Genomic DNA, 17322 nt, shown 5'->3' on the forward strand with positions numbered 1-17322 from the left:
GGCCTCCTCAGGGATGGTGTGCGGCTCCGGCCGGCCGGGGGAAGACCGTGCCGTCGAAGATCTTGCGTGCGGTACGGACCACCGCGGTGCGCCGGACCACCGGGAGGGCGTCCGGGGTGTCGTGCGCGAGGGTCGTCTCGATGTCGAGGAATCCGGTGGGGTGCTCGACGCGCACCCGGTCCCCGAGGTCCGGCGGGCGGGCCACGGGCCGGCCGACACCGTCCTCGATCCGCAGGCCGGCGGCGACGCTCGCGGCGCCCAGGACGCCGATCGAGGTGTGGCAGCGGACCGGGATGAAGGTGCGGGTCATGACCGCCCCACCGTCCAGCGGCGGTGCCAGCAGGCTGAGTTTGGGCACGGTGGCGTGCTCGGCATCGCCCAGGCCCATCAGTCTTCCGGCCTCCAGCCGGATCGCCCGGAGCCGAGCGGCGAGCGCCTGGTCGGACTCCAGGGCGGCGGGTGACTCGTACCCGGTGACGCCGAGGGAGGACGCGACGATCAGTACCGTCGGCATGCCGTTGTCCACACAGGTCACCGGCGTGCCGGCGGCGAGGTCGCGCACCCGGCCGGTCGGCAGCAGCGGGCTGCCGCCCTGCGGGAACTCGATCACCACCGGTGCGGCGGCCCCCGGCACACCGGAGATCTCGGCGGAGCCGGAGTAGTCGACGCGCCCGCCCGGCGTGGCGAAGTCCGCGACCGCGAAATCCCCGGTGTTGAGCATGCGGATCCGCACGGAGGTACGGTCGCCGTCCGGGACGACCAGCCCGCGCTCGACGGCGAAGGGCCCGACTCCCGCGAGGAGGTTCCCGCAGTTCTGACGGTCACTCATCTCTGCCCTGTCGACGCCGACTTGGAGGAACAGGTAGTCCACGTCCGCCCCGGGGTCGGCCGAGGCGGAGACCACGGCCACCTTGCTGGTCAGGGGGTGCGCACCGCCGAGGCCGTCGATCTGGCGCGGGTCGGGGCTGCCCATGATCCGCAGCAACAGGCCCTCGCGCGGCGCGGGTTCGGCGGGCAGGTCCCCCGCCAGGAAGTACGCGCCCTTGGAAGTGCCGCCGCGCATGAGCATGCAGCGCACTCCCTCGGGCCAGGTCACGGCCCCGCTCCGCCGTCGAGCTCGCGCCGGTACTCCTCGTAGGACTGGTAGCGCACCCCGAGACGGACGAGCGTCTCGCGCAGTCCGTAGCGGTCCAGGCCGAGTTGGCCCGCGGCGAACGCGGCGCGGGACGCCTCCTCCTTCGCGGTGCGCGCGGCGGACGCCTCGACGGCCTCGGCGGACCGCTCGCGGGGCACGACCATCACACCGTCGTCGTCGGCGAGGACCACGTCACCCGGCCGGACGCTCTGCCCGCCGAGGACCACGGGCACGTTGACCGAGCCGCCGGTGGCCTTCACGGTGCCCTGCGCGGACACGGCCGCCGCCCAGACGGGGAAGCCCATCGCGCGGAGCTCCTCGGTGTCGCGCACTCCGGCGCCGGTGACCAGGCCGCGGACGCCCCGCCGTCGCAGCGCGGTGGCGAACAGCTCGCCGAACATGCCGTCCGTGGAGGGCGAGGTGGTGGTGACGACGAGGATGTCGCCCTCGCCGCACTGCTCGACCGCCGCATGGATCATGAGGTTGTCGCCGGGCCAGCCGAGCACCGTGACCGCGGTGCCCGCGACCCGTACACCCTGCTGGACCGGCCGCAGGGCCGCGCCGAGCAGGCCGGTGCGGCCGAGCGCCTCGTGCACGGTGGCGACGCCGTACCCGGCGAGGGCCTCGACGTCCTTCCCGGGCGCCTTCGGCGGGTTGGTGACGATCAGGCCGCTCATGCCAGCTCCCCCGTCACCTGCGGGTACGGGCGCATGTACGCCTCGGCGTACGTGGTGTGCGGCAGACCGAGGTTGGGCCCGGCGTTCCGCTTGAGCTGCACGCCGCGCCGGGTCCCGAGGTCGGTGTAGTAGTCCCACAGGTGCCGCTGGGCCGCCAGGCACTCCATCGCCTTGCGCTTGGTCGCCCAGACGTCGGTGATGTCGAGGAGGACCTCCGGCCTGAAACCGCACATCTCGGGCTGGTGCGGCTCGAAGAAGAACACCGGCGGGGCGCCGATGACCTCCCCCTGAGCCGGGTAGCCGACGGCCTGCGCGAGGACACGCGCGTCCAGGGCCGTCCGCGCGGCGGCGGGGTGGTCACCGTTGTACGGGTCGTCGAGCGGGTGGGTCAGCACGACATCCGGCCGGGTGTCGCGGTACACGCCCACCAACCGGTCGGTCAGCTCGGGTGTGACGGTCAGGGGGTAGTCGCCGGCGTCGAAGAAGACGACCTCGGCACCGAGGGTGGTGGCGGCGGCCTCGGCCTCGCCTCGGCGTATCCCCTTGATCTCCTCCAGTGACCTGCCCTCGCGCCACGCCTTCGCGGACTCGCCGCGCTCACCGTAGGTCAGGCAGGCGATGGTGACCTTCTCGCCGCGGGAGGCGGCGAGGGCGATGGCTCCCCCCGCCCGCCACACGAAGTCCCCGGCGTGCGCGGTGACGACGAGGGTCGATCGTGGGGTGCCGGGCGCGTTGGCGTACGTCATTGCTGCGATCTCCTTGCTGGACAGGCCGGTTGGCCCACCCCGCGGCGTCATGCGCTCGACGCGTCATTCACGCAGTGCGTCGATCACACCCGCGAGGTGGAGACGGGCGGCCGACTCGGCCGCCTGCGGGTCCCGGGCCCTGATCGACTCGATCATGGCCAGATGCTCGCTCAGGGACTTCTGGGGCCGGCCCGGCCGCAACGCGAGTTGGAAGCGGTGGCGGACCAGCTGCCCGTTGAGCCGGTCCAGCAGTCCGTCGGCCACCTGCTGGCCGGAGAACTGCCTGATCCGGGCGTGCAGTTCGTGATTGAGCTCGGAGTAGGTCATGGGTTCGCCGTCGGACACGGCCTTGGACATCGCCACGCCCAGGTCCGACAGCTCGGTCAGCTGCTCGTCACTGGCCTCGACGGCCGCCTTGGCCGCGCACAGCCCTTCGAGGACCATGCGGCACTCGGTGATGGCGACCGCTTCCTCCACGGTCACCACCCGCACCCGCGAGCCGCGGTTGCGGATCCGTTCGACCAGCCCTTCCGACTCCAGCTCGATCAGAGCCGCCCGGACACTGGCCCGCGTCACACCGAACTGCTCGGCGAGTTCGTTCTCCACCAGCCGCTGGGCCGGTGCCATCTCGCCGCGCAGGATCGCCTGCCGCAGCTGCGCGAGCGCATGCTGCCTGGCCTGCTCTCCGGTGCTCGGACGGGCTTCTTCCGGCATGTGCGCCCTCCCTGAGTGAGTGCCTGTCGAGGCTAAATCTAGCCGAACAATATTGTCAACAATTTTGTTCGCCATATCGTCGCTCAGTTCCGGGCGGGATCCTCACCTGCCGGAAGGCCGCCCCGGGCACTCACTCGTCCGTACGCCGAAAAGGGCCCCGGCACCCGCGGTTGCGGGTGCCGGGGCCCTCAGGGGCCTGGCCGTCATGGAGAGGGGCGCGGCCCTGCGAGGCCGCCCCCGGGAGTCAGCCCACGCCGGGGAATCCCGAGGTGCGGAAGACCTGCCGCTCGGCGTCCACGGCGAACACCTCGCAGCCCGCGCGAGCGGCGGCCCAGCCGATCCCGTCCGCGCCCATCGCGAACGCCGCGGTCGCCGTGGCGTCCGCCTCGGTCAGCGACGAGGCCACGACCGTCAGGCTGAGCAGCCCGGTCGCCGGACGGCCGGTGCGCCCGTCGAGGATGTGGTCGCCGCGCTCGTACCGTCCGGAGGTCGCCACCGCCCCGTCGGTGATCTCCAGGACCGTGCACAGTTGGTCGGCCCGCTCGGGGTGCCGTACGCCCACCCGCCAGGGACGGCCGGCCGCGACCACGTCGCCGCCCGCGTTGAGGCAGAACGTCGTCACACCCTCCGCCCGCAGCAGCTCCGCGGCCCGCTGGACCGCCCAGCCCTTGACCATGGCGCAGGGGTCGAGGCCGCGTCCGGGCAACCGCACCTGGAAGGCGCCGCCGCTCTCGACGCGGTACCGCTCGCACAGGCCGAGGACCTCGGTCAGGTCCGGGCTGAGCTCGTGCGGCTCCAGCTCGCCCCGGTCCAGCCGGGACACCTCGCTGTCGGGCAGGAAGGGGCTGAACCGTGCGTCGGCCTCGCGCAGCCACGCGAACACCAGATCGGCCGCCCGGGCCGTGTCCCGGCCGGGGCCGCCGTCGTCGACGCGCAGGGAGATGGGCAGCCCCATGATGTGCTCGACCCGGTGCACCACGCCGGCCGGCGACGCCTCTTCGGTCCTCGGCATCGCCGTCAGCTCTTCGCGTCGAGGGCGGCCTGCAGGGACTCGACGTAGCCCTCGCTGGTGATCGTGGCCCCGGACACCGCGTCGATATCGGCGCTCTGCGCCTGCAGCGTCTCCGCGATGAGCTTCGGCACGGCGGCCTTCGTCTGCGGATGGTTCGGCTGCTGCAGCATCCGTACGGAGCCGATCGTGTCGCCCTCGAAGGTCACCTCGACCTGCACGGCGCCCTTCTCCGTGTCGACCGTGGAGCCGGCCACGACCTGCGAGGCCGCGGCGGACGCCGACGGTGAGGCCGAGGAGGAGGCGGCGGACTCGGCCTGCGCGTCGATGGCGGCCTGGAGCGACTCCCGGTAGCCGTCGCTGGTGATCGTGGCCCCGGACACCGTGTCGACGTCGGCGCTCTGCGCCTGCAGCGTCTCCGCGACGAGCTTCGGCACGGCGGCCTCGGTCTGCGGATGGTTCGGCTGCCGGAGCATTTTCACGGCGGTGATCTTGTCACCGTCGTACGTCACCTCGACCTGTACGGCGCCCTTCTCTGTGTCCACGGTCGTGCCCGTGAACACCCGGGCCGAGCCGCCGGAGGACGACGCGGAGGGTGTCGAGGCGGGTGAGGCGGCCTCGGTGGTCGTCGTCGAGCCGTCCGACGGCGCGTAGCGCCACACCGGGACCAGGCCCGCGACGGTCAGGACCAGGACAGGTATCACTCGCTTCACGATGTCTCTCTCATCCCGCCAGGCTGAAGCGTTCGAAGTGGATCTGCTGCTTGGGTACGCCCAGCTCGCGCAGGCTGCCCAGCACCGCGTTCATCATCGGCGGCGGCCCGCACAGGAAGACGTCCCGGTCGCCGATGTCCGGCACGAGCCGCGCCAGCTCGTGGGGCGCCAGCCTGTCGGGGGTGGCCGGCCCGGACACCAGGTGCAGCTCGGCGCCCTTGACCAGGGCGAGGTCCCGCAGCTCCTCGTAGAGGACGGCGTCCTGGTCGGTGGCCACCCGGTAGATGACCACGGCGTGGCCGTGGAGCTCCTCCAGCAGGGCCCGGATCGGGGTGACGCCGACACCGCCGGCGATGAGCACGGCCTCCGGCCGGGTGCGGTGCATCGCGGTGAAGGCGCCGTACGGCCCCTCGGCGAAGACCCGGGTGCCCACCTTGAGGTGCCGCAGCGCGGCGGTGCCGTCACCGGCCGCCTTGGCGGTGAGCCGCAGCGTCCGGCCGTCCGGGGCGGCCGACAGGGAGAACGGGTTGGCCTGCCACCAGCGGTCCCTGGTCAGGAACCGCCACAGGAAGAACTGGCCCGCGCGGGCCGGCAGCCGGTCCAGGTCGCGTCCCGTGATGTAGACCGAGACGACGTTGTCCGACTCGGGCACCACGGCGGAGACCCGCAGCTGGTGCCGCAGGTTCCGCCACAGCGGAAGCACCAGCCGGCCCAGCAGCACCGAGCCGAGCGCCACGCCCCACAGCACGTACCAGTACGTCGTGGCCGCGGACGACGCGGTGAACGTCGTGCCCGCGGCGACCTGGTGCGTGAACGCCAGAACCACCGCGACATACGTGTACAGGTGGATGAAGTGCCAGGTCTCGTACGCCAGCCGACGGCGGGCGAAGCGGGCCGAGACCGCGCCGATCACGAGGATCAGCCCCAGCGCGACGATCGCGCGCAGCACTCCCTCGACGGTCTCCGCGAGGTCCACCAGCTGGTTCACCGGGTCCATCGAGGACGACTGGGCGTAGCCGAACGTGATGAACACGGCGTGCCCGAGCAGCGTGAACAGCAGGCCGAAGCCGACCCAGCGGTGCCAGGACGTCAGCCGGTCCATACCGATGCGGCGGTCGAGCCACGGCAGCCGGGCGACGAGCAGCAGCTGGAAGGCCATCAGGAGCGCGCCGTACAGCCCGGCCAGCCGGCCCAGCACGATGAGGGTGTTGGAGGCGAAGCCGGCCTGGACGAAGAACACGGTCACCACGACCACGTTCAGGGCCAGCACGCCGTACAGGCCGGTGCGGGCCACGACCTTGGGACGTACCGCCGCGGGTGGCGGCGCGGCGGTCCTCTGGACAGTAGTCACGGACGGCAGCTCCTTGATCGGGTCCTGGGACTCCGAGCCTGCCTGGTGGGAGCTGTCGTTTTCCTGTCGCTGAACTTTCAAGTGGTTATCGATGTGGACTCGACGGGCCCTCGGCCATGGCATCGCAGGCCACGTGAAGCACTATGGGGACGTGGAAAAAGTACGACTTCTCGTCGTGGACGACGATCCGCCCATCGCCGACCTGGTCGCGACGGTCGCCCGCTACGAGGGCTGGGAGGCGGTCACCGCGAACTCCGGTGAGGAGGCCCTGCACCGGGCCGCCGAGTTCCGTCCGGACATCGTGGTGCTCGACCTGATGCTGCCCGGGCTCGACGGCTTCGCCGTCCTCGACCGGCTGCGGCTGTCCGGGACGATGGTGCCCGTGGTGTTCCTGACCGCGCGGGACGGCGTGGCGGACCGGGTCGCGGGCCTCACCAGGGGCGGCGACGACTATCTGGTCAAGCCGTTCGCGGTGGAGGAGCTCATGGCCCGGCTGCGGACCGTGCTGCGCCGCAGCGCCGGTCCCGCCTTCCAGCGGTCCGTGCTCACGGTCGCTGATCTGACGATGGACGAGGACACCCGCGAGGTGCGACGCGGTGAGCGGCTGCTGACCCTCACCCCGACCGAGTACGAGGTCCTGCGCTACCTGATGCGGAAGTCGCCGACGGTCCTGACCAAGGCCCAGATCCTCGACCACGTCTGGGAGTACGGCTTCGGCGGCCGCTCGAACGTGGTGGAGCTGGTGATCAGCCGGCTGCGCCGCAAGCTCGACGGCGTCGAGGGTGTCGACGGCAACGGCGCGGACGGGCCGACACTGATCCACACCGTGCGGGGCGTCGGGTACGTGGTGCGGCAGGTCACGGAGTGATCCGCCGTCTGCGCGACACCTACCGCAGGCTCCGGCTCGGCACCCGGCTCGCGCTGGGGATGGGGGTCCTCTCGCTCGTCGTCTTCGCCGCGGTCGGCACCGCGCTGTCGACGTACATGCGGGACTATCTGGAGCGCCAGCTCAACGACCAGATGAAGCTGGTCCAGGTCACCCAGTCCAAGGACGCCGAGGCCCACGGAACGGTGGAGCGGCGGCCGTACTACGGCTGGTACACCGCCGTGTACGACGTGTCGGGCGACTCCGCCGTCCTGCGCAGGCCCAGCGACGTGCCGAAGGACGTGGGCCAGCTCACCGCCGTCGCCGAGTCGCTGGCCCGCGCGGGAGCGACGGAGATCTTCCACACCACGCGCATCAAGGACGAGGGCGCGTACCGGCTGCGCGCCTGCGAGTTCGAGCCCGGTGTGGTCCTGGTCACCGCGGCTCCCCTGGAGGACATCCAGGACACCATGGACCAGCTGGTCACGGTCCAGGTCATCGGGTTCACGCTCGCGCTCGTGGGGCTCGTGGTGTTCGGCCGGGCGGTGCTGCGGCGGGGTCTGCGGCCGCTCAGCGACATGGCGCACACGGCCCGCGGCATCACCTCGCACGACTTCACGGACTCGGCCCGGCTGCCGGTGCGCGCGGACCGCGGGAACGGCGGCCCCGAGGTCGAGGAGCTGCGCACCGCGTTCAACACCATGCTGGAGCACATCGACGACTCGCTGGCCGTCCGCACGGAGGCCGAGCAGCGGCTGCGCCGGTTCGTCGCGGACGCCTCGCACGAGCTGCGCACACCCCTGATGTCGGTACGCGGCTACGCCGACCTCTTCCAGTACGCGGCGGCCAACGAACCCGAGGAGCGGGAGAAGCACCTGGCCCGGCTGCGTGCCGAGGCCGCCCGGATGGGTGTCCTGCTGGACGATCTGCTGCTGCTCGCCCGGCTGGACGCCGCCGAGGTGGAGGCACCGCTGCGGCTGGAGGAGGCGGACCTGGCGGAGCTGGTGCGGCAGGCGGCGGACGCGTTCCGCGCGAGCCGCCCGGACCATCCGCTGTCCGTGACGGCGGGTCCCGGCCCGGTGCGGCTGCGGCTCGACGCCCTGCGCATCCGGCAGGTCCTGGACAACCTCCTCACCAACGCCGCCGTGCACACCCCGGCCGGCACCGAGGTGGCGGTCGAGGTGTCCGTCGCGTCCGGCGCCGCCGTCGTGCGGGTCACCGACTCCGGCCCCGGCATTCCGGCCGCCGACCAGGAGCACGTCTTCGACCGCTTCTTCCGCATCGACAAGGCCCGCACCCGTGACCGCGGCGGCAGCGGCCTGGGCCTGGCGGTCGCCCTGTCACTGGTACGGGCCCACGGCGGGAGCATCACACTGACCAGCCGGCCGGGCTCGACGACGTTCACCATGACGATCCCCCTGGTCCGCGGGTCCTGAGTTTCTCCGGCGAACAGGGCGGGCGCCCGGGCGCGAGCTGAACTCGCGCCCGGGCGCCCTGGGGACGGGGCCGCCGGTGTCACTCGGCGTAGAACGTCGCGTCCGCCCTGGCCGTCGCCGTGTCGGCGGGCTGGGTGACGAGCAGGTAGTTGTAGTGCCGGATGTAACTGCCCGCGACGTTGTACGACTCGAAGGAGACGCCCGCGGACGTGTCGGCCAGACCCGCCCGCCGGTAGAAGGTGGCGTCGCTCTTGAAGGCCGTGCTCCCGTCGCTCTTGTCCACCCAGACCTCGCCGTTGCTCCGGTGGCGGAGGTAGTAACCGGGGAAGTTCGCCGATTCGAGGGAGACCGTCCCGGTGCCGGCGAGGCCGGTCACGACACGGAACTGGGAGTCGGCGAGGTTGGTGACGTTCGGCTCGATCTTCGCCCGGTACTCCCAGTGCCGGATGTACCGGTCGGGGAAGTTGTACGAGGAGAAGCGGACCGGGGTGATCCCGTCGGCCACCGGGATGCCGAAGTTGGGAGTGCCGTCGGTGTTCCAGTACAGCTTCTGGTAACGGGTGCGGCGGTTGGGGTCGTTGAGCGGGTCGCCGCTGATGTCCTTGTAGTTGCGGTCGTGGTAGACGAGGATGTCGGACTTTCCGTCCTCGGACGTGGTGAAGGTGTTGTGGCCGGGACCGTACTGGCCGGTCGCGGCGTTGCTGGTGAAGACCGGGTTGGGCGTCTTGACCCAGGAGGCCGCGCTCATCAGGTCGGCGGAGGCGGAGGCGGTGAGCAGGCCGAGGCAGTAGTTGGCGTCGGTGGCGCTGGCCGAGAAGGTCATGAAGACCTTGCCGTTGCGCTGGATGACCGCCGGGCCCTCGTTGACGGTGTGGCCGACCTTCTCCCAGGCGTTGGTGGGCCGGGAGATCATGACCGGACTTCCGCTGATGGTCCAGGGGTTGGACATCTTCGCCAGGTAGATGTTGGTGCCGTCGCCGACCGCCGGGTCGTTCTGCGCCCAGCTCAGATAGCGGGTGCTGCCGACCGTGAAGGTCGTCGCGTCGAGGGAGAAGGTGTCCAGCGGCAGCGCGATGCGGCCCTTCTCGGTCCAGGTACCGGTGATCGGGTTGGCGGAGCTGGACTCCAGGACGTACGGGCGGATCTTCCAGATGTCGTTGGACGAGCCGGCGGTGAAGTAGATGTACCACTTGCCGCTGATGAGGTGGATCTCCGGCGCCCAGATGTGGGCGCCCATCTCACCGCTGGCGTGCTTCGTCCAGATGGTGGTCTCGGCGGCCGTGGACAGCCCCTGGAGGGTGGTGGCCCGGCGCATCACGATCCTGTCGTACGCGGGCACCGTCGCGGTGAAGTAGTAGTAGCCGTCCGTGTGTTTGAAGATGTGCGGATCGGCGCGCTGTTCGGCGACGGGGTTGGTGTAGGTCACGGCGGGCGAGGCGGGGGCCGCGGCCTCGGCGATGCCGGAGGTCAGCGCGGCCAGGGTGACGAGCAGCGCCGTGACCACCCTTGCGATCGTGCGTCTCACTGTTTTCCTCTCGATCACGTCGAATGCGTCGGCCACGTCGAACGAGCCGGTCGCGTAGTTCGTGTCGCTCACGTCGTGGGCCTGAACTGCCACTGCTGGCAGTTGTTGTTGAGCCAGCTCCACTGGCGCACGTCGGTGCCGTTCGCCGTACCGCAGGCGGCGACGTCCGCGACCTTCCCGGTGCTCTCGTTGACGATCCGCACGTGGTCACCGGTCGCGGTGTACACGAGACGGAACTTCTGGCACTTGTTGTTCAGCCACGACCACTGCCGCAGATCGGCGCCGTCGGCGGTGGAGCATTCCGCGGTGTCCATGACCTTGCCGGTCGCGACGTTGACGAGCCGGCTGGTGTCGTCGCCGAGGTCCTCGATCCGCCACTTCTGGTTGGCGCCGCCGGTGCAGGTCCACTGGAAGATGTTGGTGCCGTCCGCCGTGCCGCCGCCCTCGACGTCCAGGCACTTGCCACTGTTGCGGTTCACCAGCGTGTACGCGGTCGGGGTCGCCGCCGTCTCGCCGGACGGGCCGGGGAGGGTGGTGCCCAGGGCAGCCGGGGTACCGAAGTCCGGTGTGCCGTCCGCGTTCCAGTTGACCTTCTGGGCGCGCGTGGTCCGGCCGTTGCCGCAGCCGCCGTTCGCGGAGTTGTTGGCGTGGTAGACGATCCAGTCCTCGGTGCCGTCCGGGGACTTGAAGAACCCGTTGTGGCCGGGGCCGTATACACCGGCAGCGTCGTTGCGCTGGAAGACGGGGGTCTGCTTCTTGGTCCAGGCGGACGCGAGCAGCGGGTTGGTGCCGGTCAGTTCGAGCTGGCCGAGCTTGTAGTCCGCGGTCTGGCAGTGGCTGGCGGAGAAGGTGAGGAAGGTGCGGCCGTCGTGGTACAGCGGCTCGGGCCCCTCGTTGACAGCGCCGCCCGAGGTCTCCCAGCTCAGCGTGGGGCTGGAGATGATGCTGAAGGTGGAACTGCTCAGCGTGTACGGGTTGCTCATCGGCGCGATGACCAGGCTCTGCGTACTGCCGTTGATGAAGCCGCTGCCGAGCAGGTACAGCTTGTTGTCGTGCTTCAGGACGCTGGCGTCGATCAGCCAGCCGCCGGGCGTGAGGTTCGAGCCGCTGAGCTGGTTCTTGTAGGTGTACGGGCCCATCGGGTCGGAGCCCGCGCTCTCCAGGACATGGGTGCGCTGGGAGTCGCAGCAGGCGACACCGCTCTGCCCCGCGGAGTAGTACAGGTACCACCTGCCGTCGAGGAAGTGCAGCTCCGGCGCCCAGATATTGGTGTTGCGCGTGGCGGTGGTGTCGCTCCAGACCTGCACGCTGGGCGCCACGGACAGCCCGGCGAGGGTCGGCGACTTCCGCATGGTCAGCACACCGGTGAACGAGGTGGTGACCAGGTAGTAGTTGCCGTTGTAGTACTCCAGCCAGGGGTCGGCGCCCTTCTGCGCCTTGACGGGGTTCGTGTACGGCCGCCCCTCCGCGGCCGTGGCGGGCTGCGTGGCGGCGGAGGCCAGCATCAGGAGCAGCGCTGCCACGAGAGTGGCCCAATGGCGGGTTCGGAACACGGGTTCCCCTTCTCCTGGACACGCTGTTCGAAATCCCGTACAGCGTGCGTAACTTCGACCAGAAGATAGGGACGGGACCTGTACGCGTCAACGGTTCTGACACATTTGGTTCCGGTTGGCTTTCCGTCCTGTGAACTCGCGACCGGTCGGCCCGTCGAACAGGCCGTCAACTACCGGCCCACCTGCGGCGATGGGGACGCGACGAAAGATCTCGTTCGGCCTGTCGGACATTGTTCGATACCTCTTGACGCCCCCGTGCGCACCGATTGACACTCTCGCAACGCGACGTCACACAGAAGAAACGGCAGAGTGCCCACTGCTGAGGCCTCGCACTTCCCCCTTTCCTTCCGCCATGTCTCAGCAAGGGGTTCCGAACGATGCAATTCGCGAGACCGCGCAGCCGCGCGAGACGTTGGGCGGGGCAGCTCGCAGGCCTCAGCGCCGCGTCGCTGTTCCTGGGTGTCATCGGCCCCGTCGCTCCCGCGCACGCGGCCCAGAGCGCGGACGTCACCGACGGTCTGGCCCTCTGGTACAAGCTCGACGCCTCCTCCGGCACGTCCGTGGCCGACGCCTCCGGCAACAACCGGACCGGCACGGTCAACGGCAGCCCCACCTGGTCGGGCTCGGGTGAGGGACTCGCCTTCAACGGCTCCGACACCTTCGTCAAGGTGCCGGACAACGTCCTGAGCGGCATGAACTCGGTCACCGTCTCGATGGACGTGAAGGTCGACTCCACCCAGTCCACCCCCTACTTCATCTACGGCTTCGGCAACACGAGCGGCTCCGCCGGCAACGGCTACCTGTTCACCACCGGCAACACGCTGCGGACGTCCATCGCCTCGGGCAACTGGTCGACGGAACAGACCACCCAGCCCTCCCCCGCCCGCACCCTGACCCGCGCGGTCTGGAAGCAGCTCACGTACACGCAGACCGGCAGCACCGGCGTGCTCTACGAGGACGGCGTGGAGGTGGCCCGCAACACGGCGGTGACCATCACCCCCGGCTCCATCGGGTCCGGCACCACCACCGCCAACTACCTCGGCAAGTCGGTGTACCCCGGGGACAAGCTCTTCAAGGGCAGCCTCCGTGACTTCCGGGTCTACGACCGGGCGTTGGCCGGCTCGGAGGTCGAGCAGCTCTCCCTCCCCGTCGCCACCCGGGGCGTCGCCGACGACAAGGCCGCGCTCACCCTCGGCGACACCAGCGCCGTCGTCTCCGACCTGACCCTGCCCGCCACCGGCCCGGCCGGCGGCTCCTCGATCAGCTGGGACAGCGACACCCCCTCCGTGGTGTCGGACTCCGGCGCCGTCACCCGTCCCGCCGCCGGTGAACCGGACGGCCACGCGACGCTGACCGCGACGCTGAAGAAGGGATCGGTGACCGGCACCAGGACCTTCGACATCACGGTCCCCGCCGCGTTCGACGACGACACGGCCACCGAGCGGGCCGCCGAGGCGCTGAGCGTCCACAACCTGGACGACGCCCGCGGCAACCTCACCCTGCCGAAGACCGGCACGTACGGCACCGAGGTCACCTGGGCCTCGGCGGATCCCGACGTGGTCTCCCCGGCCGGTGTGGTCCACCGCCCCGCGCACGGCGAGGGCGACACCACCGTCGAGCTCACCGCGACCGTCACCAAGGGCGACGCGAAGGCGACCCGCGTCGTCACCGCCAAGGTGCCCGAACTGCCCGCCGCGGCGCCCCTCAAGGGCTACATGTTCAGCTACTTCACCGGCGAGGGCACCTCGGACGGCGAACAGCTCTACGCCGCCCTCAGCAAGGGCAACGACCCCCTGAAGTGGCGGGAGCTCAACGAGGGCAAGCCCGTCCTGACGTCCACGCTGGGCGAGAAGGGCCTGCGCGACCCGTTCATCATCCGCTCCCCCGAGGGCGACAAGTTCTACCAGATAGCCACCGACCTGCGGATCTACGGCAACGGCGACTGGGACGCGTCCCAGCGCACCGGCAGCAAGTCCATCATGGTGTGGGAATCCACCGACCTCGTGAACTGGACCAACCAGCGGCTGGTCAAGGTCTCGCCCGACAGCGCCGGCAACACCTGGGCGCCCGAGGCGTTCTACGACGAGAAGCTCGGCGAGTACGTCGTCTTCTGGGCGTCCAAGCTGTACGACAACGCCGGGCACACCGGCGACACGTACAACCGGATGATGTACGCCACGACCCGCGACTTCTACACCTTCAGCGAGCCCAAGGTCTGGATCGACCGCGGCTACTCGGTCATCGACTCCACGATGATCAAGCACGACGACACGTACTTCCGCCTCTCGAAGGACGAGCGGAACAACTCGTCCTCGACGCCGAACAGCAAGTTCATCTTCCAGGAGAAGAGCGACTCGATCCTCTCCCCCTCCTGGGACTTCGTCGCCGAGGGCATCGGCAAGGGCGCGATGAACGCGGCGGAGGGCCCGCTGGTCTTCAAGTCGAACACAGAGGAGAAGTGGTACGCGTTCCTCGACGAGTTCGGCGGCCGCGGCTACATCCCCTTCGAGACGACGGATCTCGCCTCGGGCGAGTGGACACCGTCCACGGGCTACGACCTACCGTCGAAGCCCCGCCACGGCACGGTGCTTCCGGTCACCCAGGCCGAGTACGACCGGCTGCTGAAGGCCTACCAGTCGGACCAGCTCGTCGAGTCCGTCGAGGACGTCAAGGTGACGACGGGCATCGGTGACGCACCGGTCCTGCCCGCCACCGTCATCGCCGCGTACGCCGACGGCGTCGAACGGCCCGTCTCCGTCACCTGGGACGACGTCCCCGCGTCGGCGTACGCGCAGGCCGGGACCTTCACGGTGAAGGGCAGCCTGCCGGACGGCGCCTCGCTCAGGGCCGAGGCGGAGGTCACGGTCTCGGCGGAGGGCCCCGAGGTCCCCGCCGACCTGCTCCTGCGCTACGACTTCGACGAGAGCGGCGGCAGCATCGCCCGTGACTCCAGCGGTCACGGCTACCACGGCACCTACGTCCGTACGCCCGACTTCGGGACCGGCGTGGACGGCGGCTCGTTCAAGATGTCGGGCGGTTCCAGCAGCTCCGACTCGCCGTACGTCAGGATCCCGAACGGCGTGCTGAAGGGCGCCGACAGCGTCACCGTCTCCACGTACGCCAAGTGGAAGGGCGGGGACAACTTCCAGTGGCTCTTCGGCCTGGGCCCCGACAGCGACAAGTACCTCTTCGCCACTCCGTCCAACGGCGGCGGCAAGCTGTTCTCCGCGATCACCAAGGCCACCTGGTCGGGCGAGAAGCAGATGACCGGCGGCTCGCGGCTCACCCCCGGCACATGGCAGCACGTCACCGTCACCGTGAACAGTGCGACCGGGACGGCGATCCTCTACGTGGACGGCGTCGAGGCGGCCCGGGCGACCGGCGTCACCATCAAGCCGTCCGAGCTGTACGACGCGTCGAAGGGCTACTCCGGCTACATCGGCAGGTCCATGTACGGCCCCGACCCGTACTTCGGCGGCGAGGTCGACGACTTCCGGATCTACAACCGGGCCCTGTCGCCCACCGAGGTCCTGGAGCTGAGCGGGAACACCACGGGTATCGCCTCGGCGACCCACCCCGCGCTGAAGGTCGACGCGATCATCGACGACGCGGACAGCAGGATCACCCTCCCGCTGGCCGAGGGCAGTGATGTCACCGCACTGGCACCGGAGTTCGGCCTCGCCCACGGCGCGACCATCAGCCCCGCCTCCGGCACCCTGCACGACTTCACCGAACCGGTGACGTACGAGGTGACCGGCTCCGACGGCGAGAAGCGCACCTGGACGGTCCGGGCCCTGGAGATGAAGAGCCCGGTACTGCCGGGTCTCAACGCCGACCCGAACATCGCGCGGTTCGGCGACACCTTCTACGTCTACCCGACCACCGACGGCTTCCCCGGCTGGAGCGGCACGCAGTTCAAGGCGTACTCCTCCAAGGACCTGGTGCACTGGAAGGACCACGGCGTCATCCTCGACCTCGGTCCCGACGTGAGCTGGGCCGACAGCAGGGCCTGGGCACCGGCGATCGAGGAGCGGAACGGCAAGTACTACTTCTACTTCTGCGCCGACGCGAACATCGGTGTCGCCGTGTCCGACTCGCCCACGGGCCCGTTCAAGGACGCGCTGGGCAAGCCGCTGCTGAAGGCGGGCCAGTACCCGGGCCAGATGATCGACCCGGCGGCCTTCACCGACGACGACGGCACGCCGTACCTCTACTGGGGCAACGGGAGGGCCTACGCCGTCCCGCTGAACGACGACATGGTCTCCTTCGACGCCTCGAAGGTCACCGACATGACCCCCAGCGGCTACAACGAGGGCACCTTCGTCATCAAGCGCAAGGGCACCTACTACTTCATGTGGTCGGAGAACGACACCCGGGACGAGAACTACCGCGTCGCCTACGCGACCGGCTCCTCGCCCACGGGCCCGTGGACCAAGCGGGGCGTGATCCTGGAGAAGGACCTGTCGCTGGGCATCAAGGGACCCGGCCACCACTCGGTGGTCAAGGTGCCGAACACCGACGACTGGTACGTCGCCTACCACCGCTTCGCCATCCCGGGCGGAGACGGCACGAACCGCGAAACGACCATCGACAAGCTGGAGTTCGACGCCGACGGGCTGATCAAGAAGGTCGTCCCGACGCTGTCGGGCATCGACCCGGTCACCGTGGTCCGGGCCGGCCCGGACGCCATGGGCACCGAGGGCGGCGCGATCCCCGTCACCGGCACGATCTCCGGGGCGGGTAAGCCGAAGTGGACGGTGGAGGCCGGAGCACCCTGCACCTTCGCCGACCCCGACGCCGTCCTCACGTCGATCACCTGCACCGACGACGGCACGTACGAGGTCACGCTGACCGGTGGCCGCGGCAGTGACACGCTCACCGTCACCGTGGACAACTCGGCCCCGGTGATCACCTCGGCGACGGGTCCCGCTTCCCCGGTGTCCGTCGACAAGGGCGTGACCGTCAAGGCCCTGTTCACCGACCTGGGTTCCAAGGACACCCAGACCTGCACGGTCGACTGGAAGGACGGCACCGAACCGACCGCGGGCAAGGTCACCGCCACCGGCTGCGAGGCCACGCACACCTACCGGAAGGCGGGCATCCACCGTCCGGTGGTCACCGTCACGGACGACGACGGCGGCAAGGACAGCACCCGGCTGCCCGAACTCATCGTCTACGACCGCTCGGCCGGTCCGATCGCCGGCGTCGGCGTCATCTCCTCGCCGGCCGGCTCCTACCCGGCCAACCCGAAGCTGACCGGCCTGGCGGGCTTCTCCTTCGGCGCCGCGTACAAGAAGGCGAAGGACACCGTCCCCAGCGGCAACGCGACCTTCGACTACGCGGCCGGCAAGCTGTCGTTCCGCTCCACCGGCTCCGACTGGCTGGTCGTCACCCGCGACGAGGCCCAGTACCAGGGCTCGGGCAAGGTCGACGGCAAGGACGGATACGCCTTCCGCATCACCATCACCGACTCCCCCGACACCTACCGCATGAGGATCTGGAAGAAGTCCACCGGCGACGTCGTCTACGACAACCGCACCGGCACGAAGGCCTACGGCATCGTGTTCGGCTGACAGCCGGCGCAACACCCGCAGAAGG

General features: G+C 70.1%; 12 protein-coding genes. 3 read left to right on the forward strand and 9 right to left on the reverse strand.

Going from position 1 to position 17322, the window contains the following annotated elements:
- Positions 1-7: 7 nt before the first annotated feature.
- The 7 genes from O1Q96_RS30945 to O1Q96_RS30975 form a co-directional block, all read right to left on the reverse strand.
- Positions 8-1096 (reverse strand): 4-oxalomesaconate tautomerase, encoded by a 1089-nt coding sequence (locus O1Q96_RS30945; RefSeq protein WP_269251297.1) that lies wholly within the window; start codon positions 1094-1096, stop codon positions 8-10.
- Positions 1093-1812, reverse strand: a complete 720-nt coding sequence (locus O1Q96_RS30950; protein ID WP_269251298.1) for a 4-carboxy-4-hydroxy-2-oxoadipate aldolase/oxaloacetate decarboxylase — start codon at positions 1810-1812, stop codon at positions 1093-1095. Before O1Q96_RS30950 ends, O1Q96_RS30945 begins: the two co-directional genes overlap by 4 nt.
- Positions 1809-2558 (reverse strand): PIG-L deacetylase family protein, encoded by a 750-nt coding sequence (locus tag O1Q96_RS30955; RefSeq protein ID WP_269251299.1) that lies wholly within the window; start codon positions 2556-2558, stop codon positions 1809-1811. The genes O1Q96_RS30950 and O1Q96_RS30955 overlap by 4 nt, the downstream gene beginning before the upstream one ends.
- Positions 2559-2621: 63 nt before the next feature.
- Positions 2622-3272 (reverse strand): GntR family transcriptional regulator, encoded by a 651-nt coding sequence (locus tag O1Q96_RS30960; RefSeq protein ID WP_269251300.1) that lies wholly within the window; start codon positions 3270-3272, stop codon positions 2622-2624.
- A gap of 244 nt (positions 3273-3516) precedes the next feature.
- Positions 3517-4248, reverse strand: coding sequence for an FAD:protein FMN transferase (locus O1Q96_RS30965; RefSeq protein WP_269253788.1), 732 nt, complete (start codon positions 4246-4248; stop codon positions 3517-3519).
- Positions 4249-4289: 41 nt separating this feature from the next.
- Positions 4290-4994, reverse strand: coding sequence for an FMN-binding protein (locus tag O1Q96_RS30970; RefSeq protein ID WP_269251301.1), 705 nt, complete (start codon positions 4992-4994; stop codon positions 4290-4292).
- 10 nt (positions 4995-5004) lie between these two features.
- Positions 5005-6345, reverse strand: coding sequence for a ferredoxin reductase family protein (locus tag O1Q96_RS30975; RefSeq protein ID WP_269251302.1), 1341 nt, complete (start codon positions 6343-6345; stop codon positions 5005-5007).
- Positions 6346-6496: 151 nt separating this feature from the next.
- Here O1Q96_RS30975 and O1Q96_RS30980 point away from each other — a divergent pair, with 151 nt between their 5' ends.
- Positions 6497-7213, forward strand: coding sequence for a response regulator transcription factor (locus O1Q96_RS30980; protein ID WP_269251303.1), 717 nt, complete (start codon positions 6497-6499; stop codon positions 7211-7213).
- Positions 7210-8646 carry a sensor histidine kinase gene (locus O1Q96_RS30985; protein ID WP_269251304.1) on the forward strand — a complete coding sequence of 479 codons (1437 nt, stop codon included), beginning with the start codon at positions 7210-7212 and terminating at the stop codon, positions 8644-8646. The genes O1Q96_RS30980 and O1Q96_RS30985 overlap by 4 nt, the downstream gene beginning before the upstream one ends.
- 79 nt (positions 8647-8725) lie before the next feature.
- Here the strand turns inward: O1Q96_RS30985 and O1Q96_RS30990 are convergent, their stop codons facing one another.
- Both O1Q96_RS30990 and O1Q96_RS30995 read right to left on the reverse strand, forming a co-directional pair.
- Positions 8726-10150, reverse strand: a complete 1425-nt coding sequence (locus tag O1Q96_RS30990; RefSeq protein ID WP_269253789.1) for a family 43 glycosylhydrolase — start codon at positions 10148-10150, stop codon at positions 8726-8728.
- An 89-nt stretch (positions 10151-10239) separates the two neighbouring features.
- Entirely contained in the window at positions 10240-11676 is a 1437-nt protein-coding gene (locus tag O1Q96_RS30995) for a family 43 glycosylhydrolase (protein ID WP_269253790.1), read from the reverse strand.
- A gap of 425 nt (positions 11677-12101) precedes the next feature.
- On the opposite strand from O1Q96_RS30995, the gene O1Q96_RS31000 reads away from it, so the two are divergent.
- Positions 12102-17297: a family 43 glycosylhydrolase gene (locus tag O1Q96_RS31000; protein WP_269251305.1), complete on the forward strand. Its 5196-nt coding sequence runs from the start codon at positions 12102-12104 to the stop codon at positions 17295-17297.
- Positions 17298-17322: the final 25 nt, after the last annotated feature.

It is taken from the genome of Streptomyces aurantiacus (assembly GCF_027107535.1).
Lineage (GTDB): Bacteria > Actinomycetota > Actinomycetes > Streptomycetales > Streptomycetaceae > Streptomyces.

Coding starts and splice junctions, on each gene's coding strand:
- O1Q96_RS30960 (WP_269251300.1), bottom strand. CDS start 3,272: ATGCCGGAAGAAGCCCGTCCGAGCACCGGAGAGCAGGCCAGGCAGCAT.
- O1Q96_RS30950 (WP_269251298.1), bottom strand. CDS start 1,812: ATGAGCGGCCTGATCGTCACCAACCCGCCGAAGGCGCCCGGGAAGGAC.
- O1Q96_RS30995 (WP_269253790.1), bottom strand. CDS start 11,676: ATGCTGGCCTCCGCCGCCACGCAGCCCGCCACGGCCGCGGAGGGGCGG.
- O1Q96_RS30955 (WP_269251299.1), bottom strand. CDS start 2,558: ATGACGTACGCCAACGCGCCCGGCACCCCACGATCGACCCTCGTCGTC.
- O1Q96_RS31000 (WP_269251305.1), top strand. CDS start 12,102: ATGCAATTCGCGAGACCGCGCAGCCGCGCGAGACGTTGGGCGGGGCAG.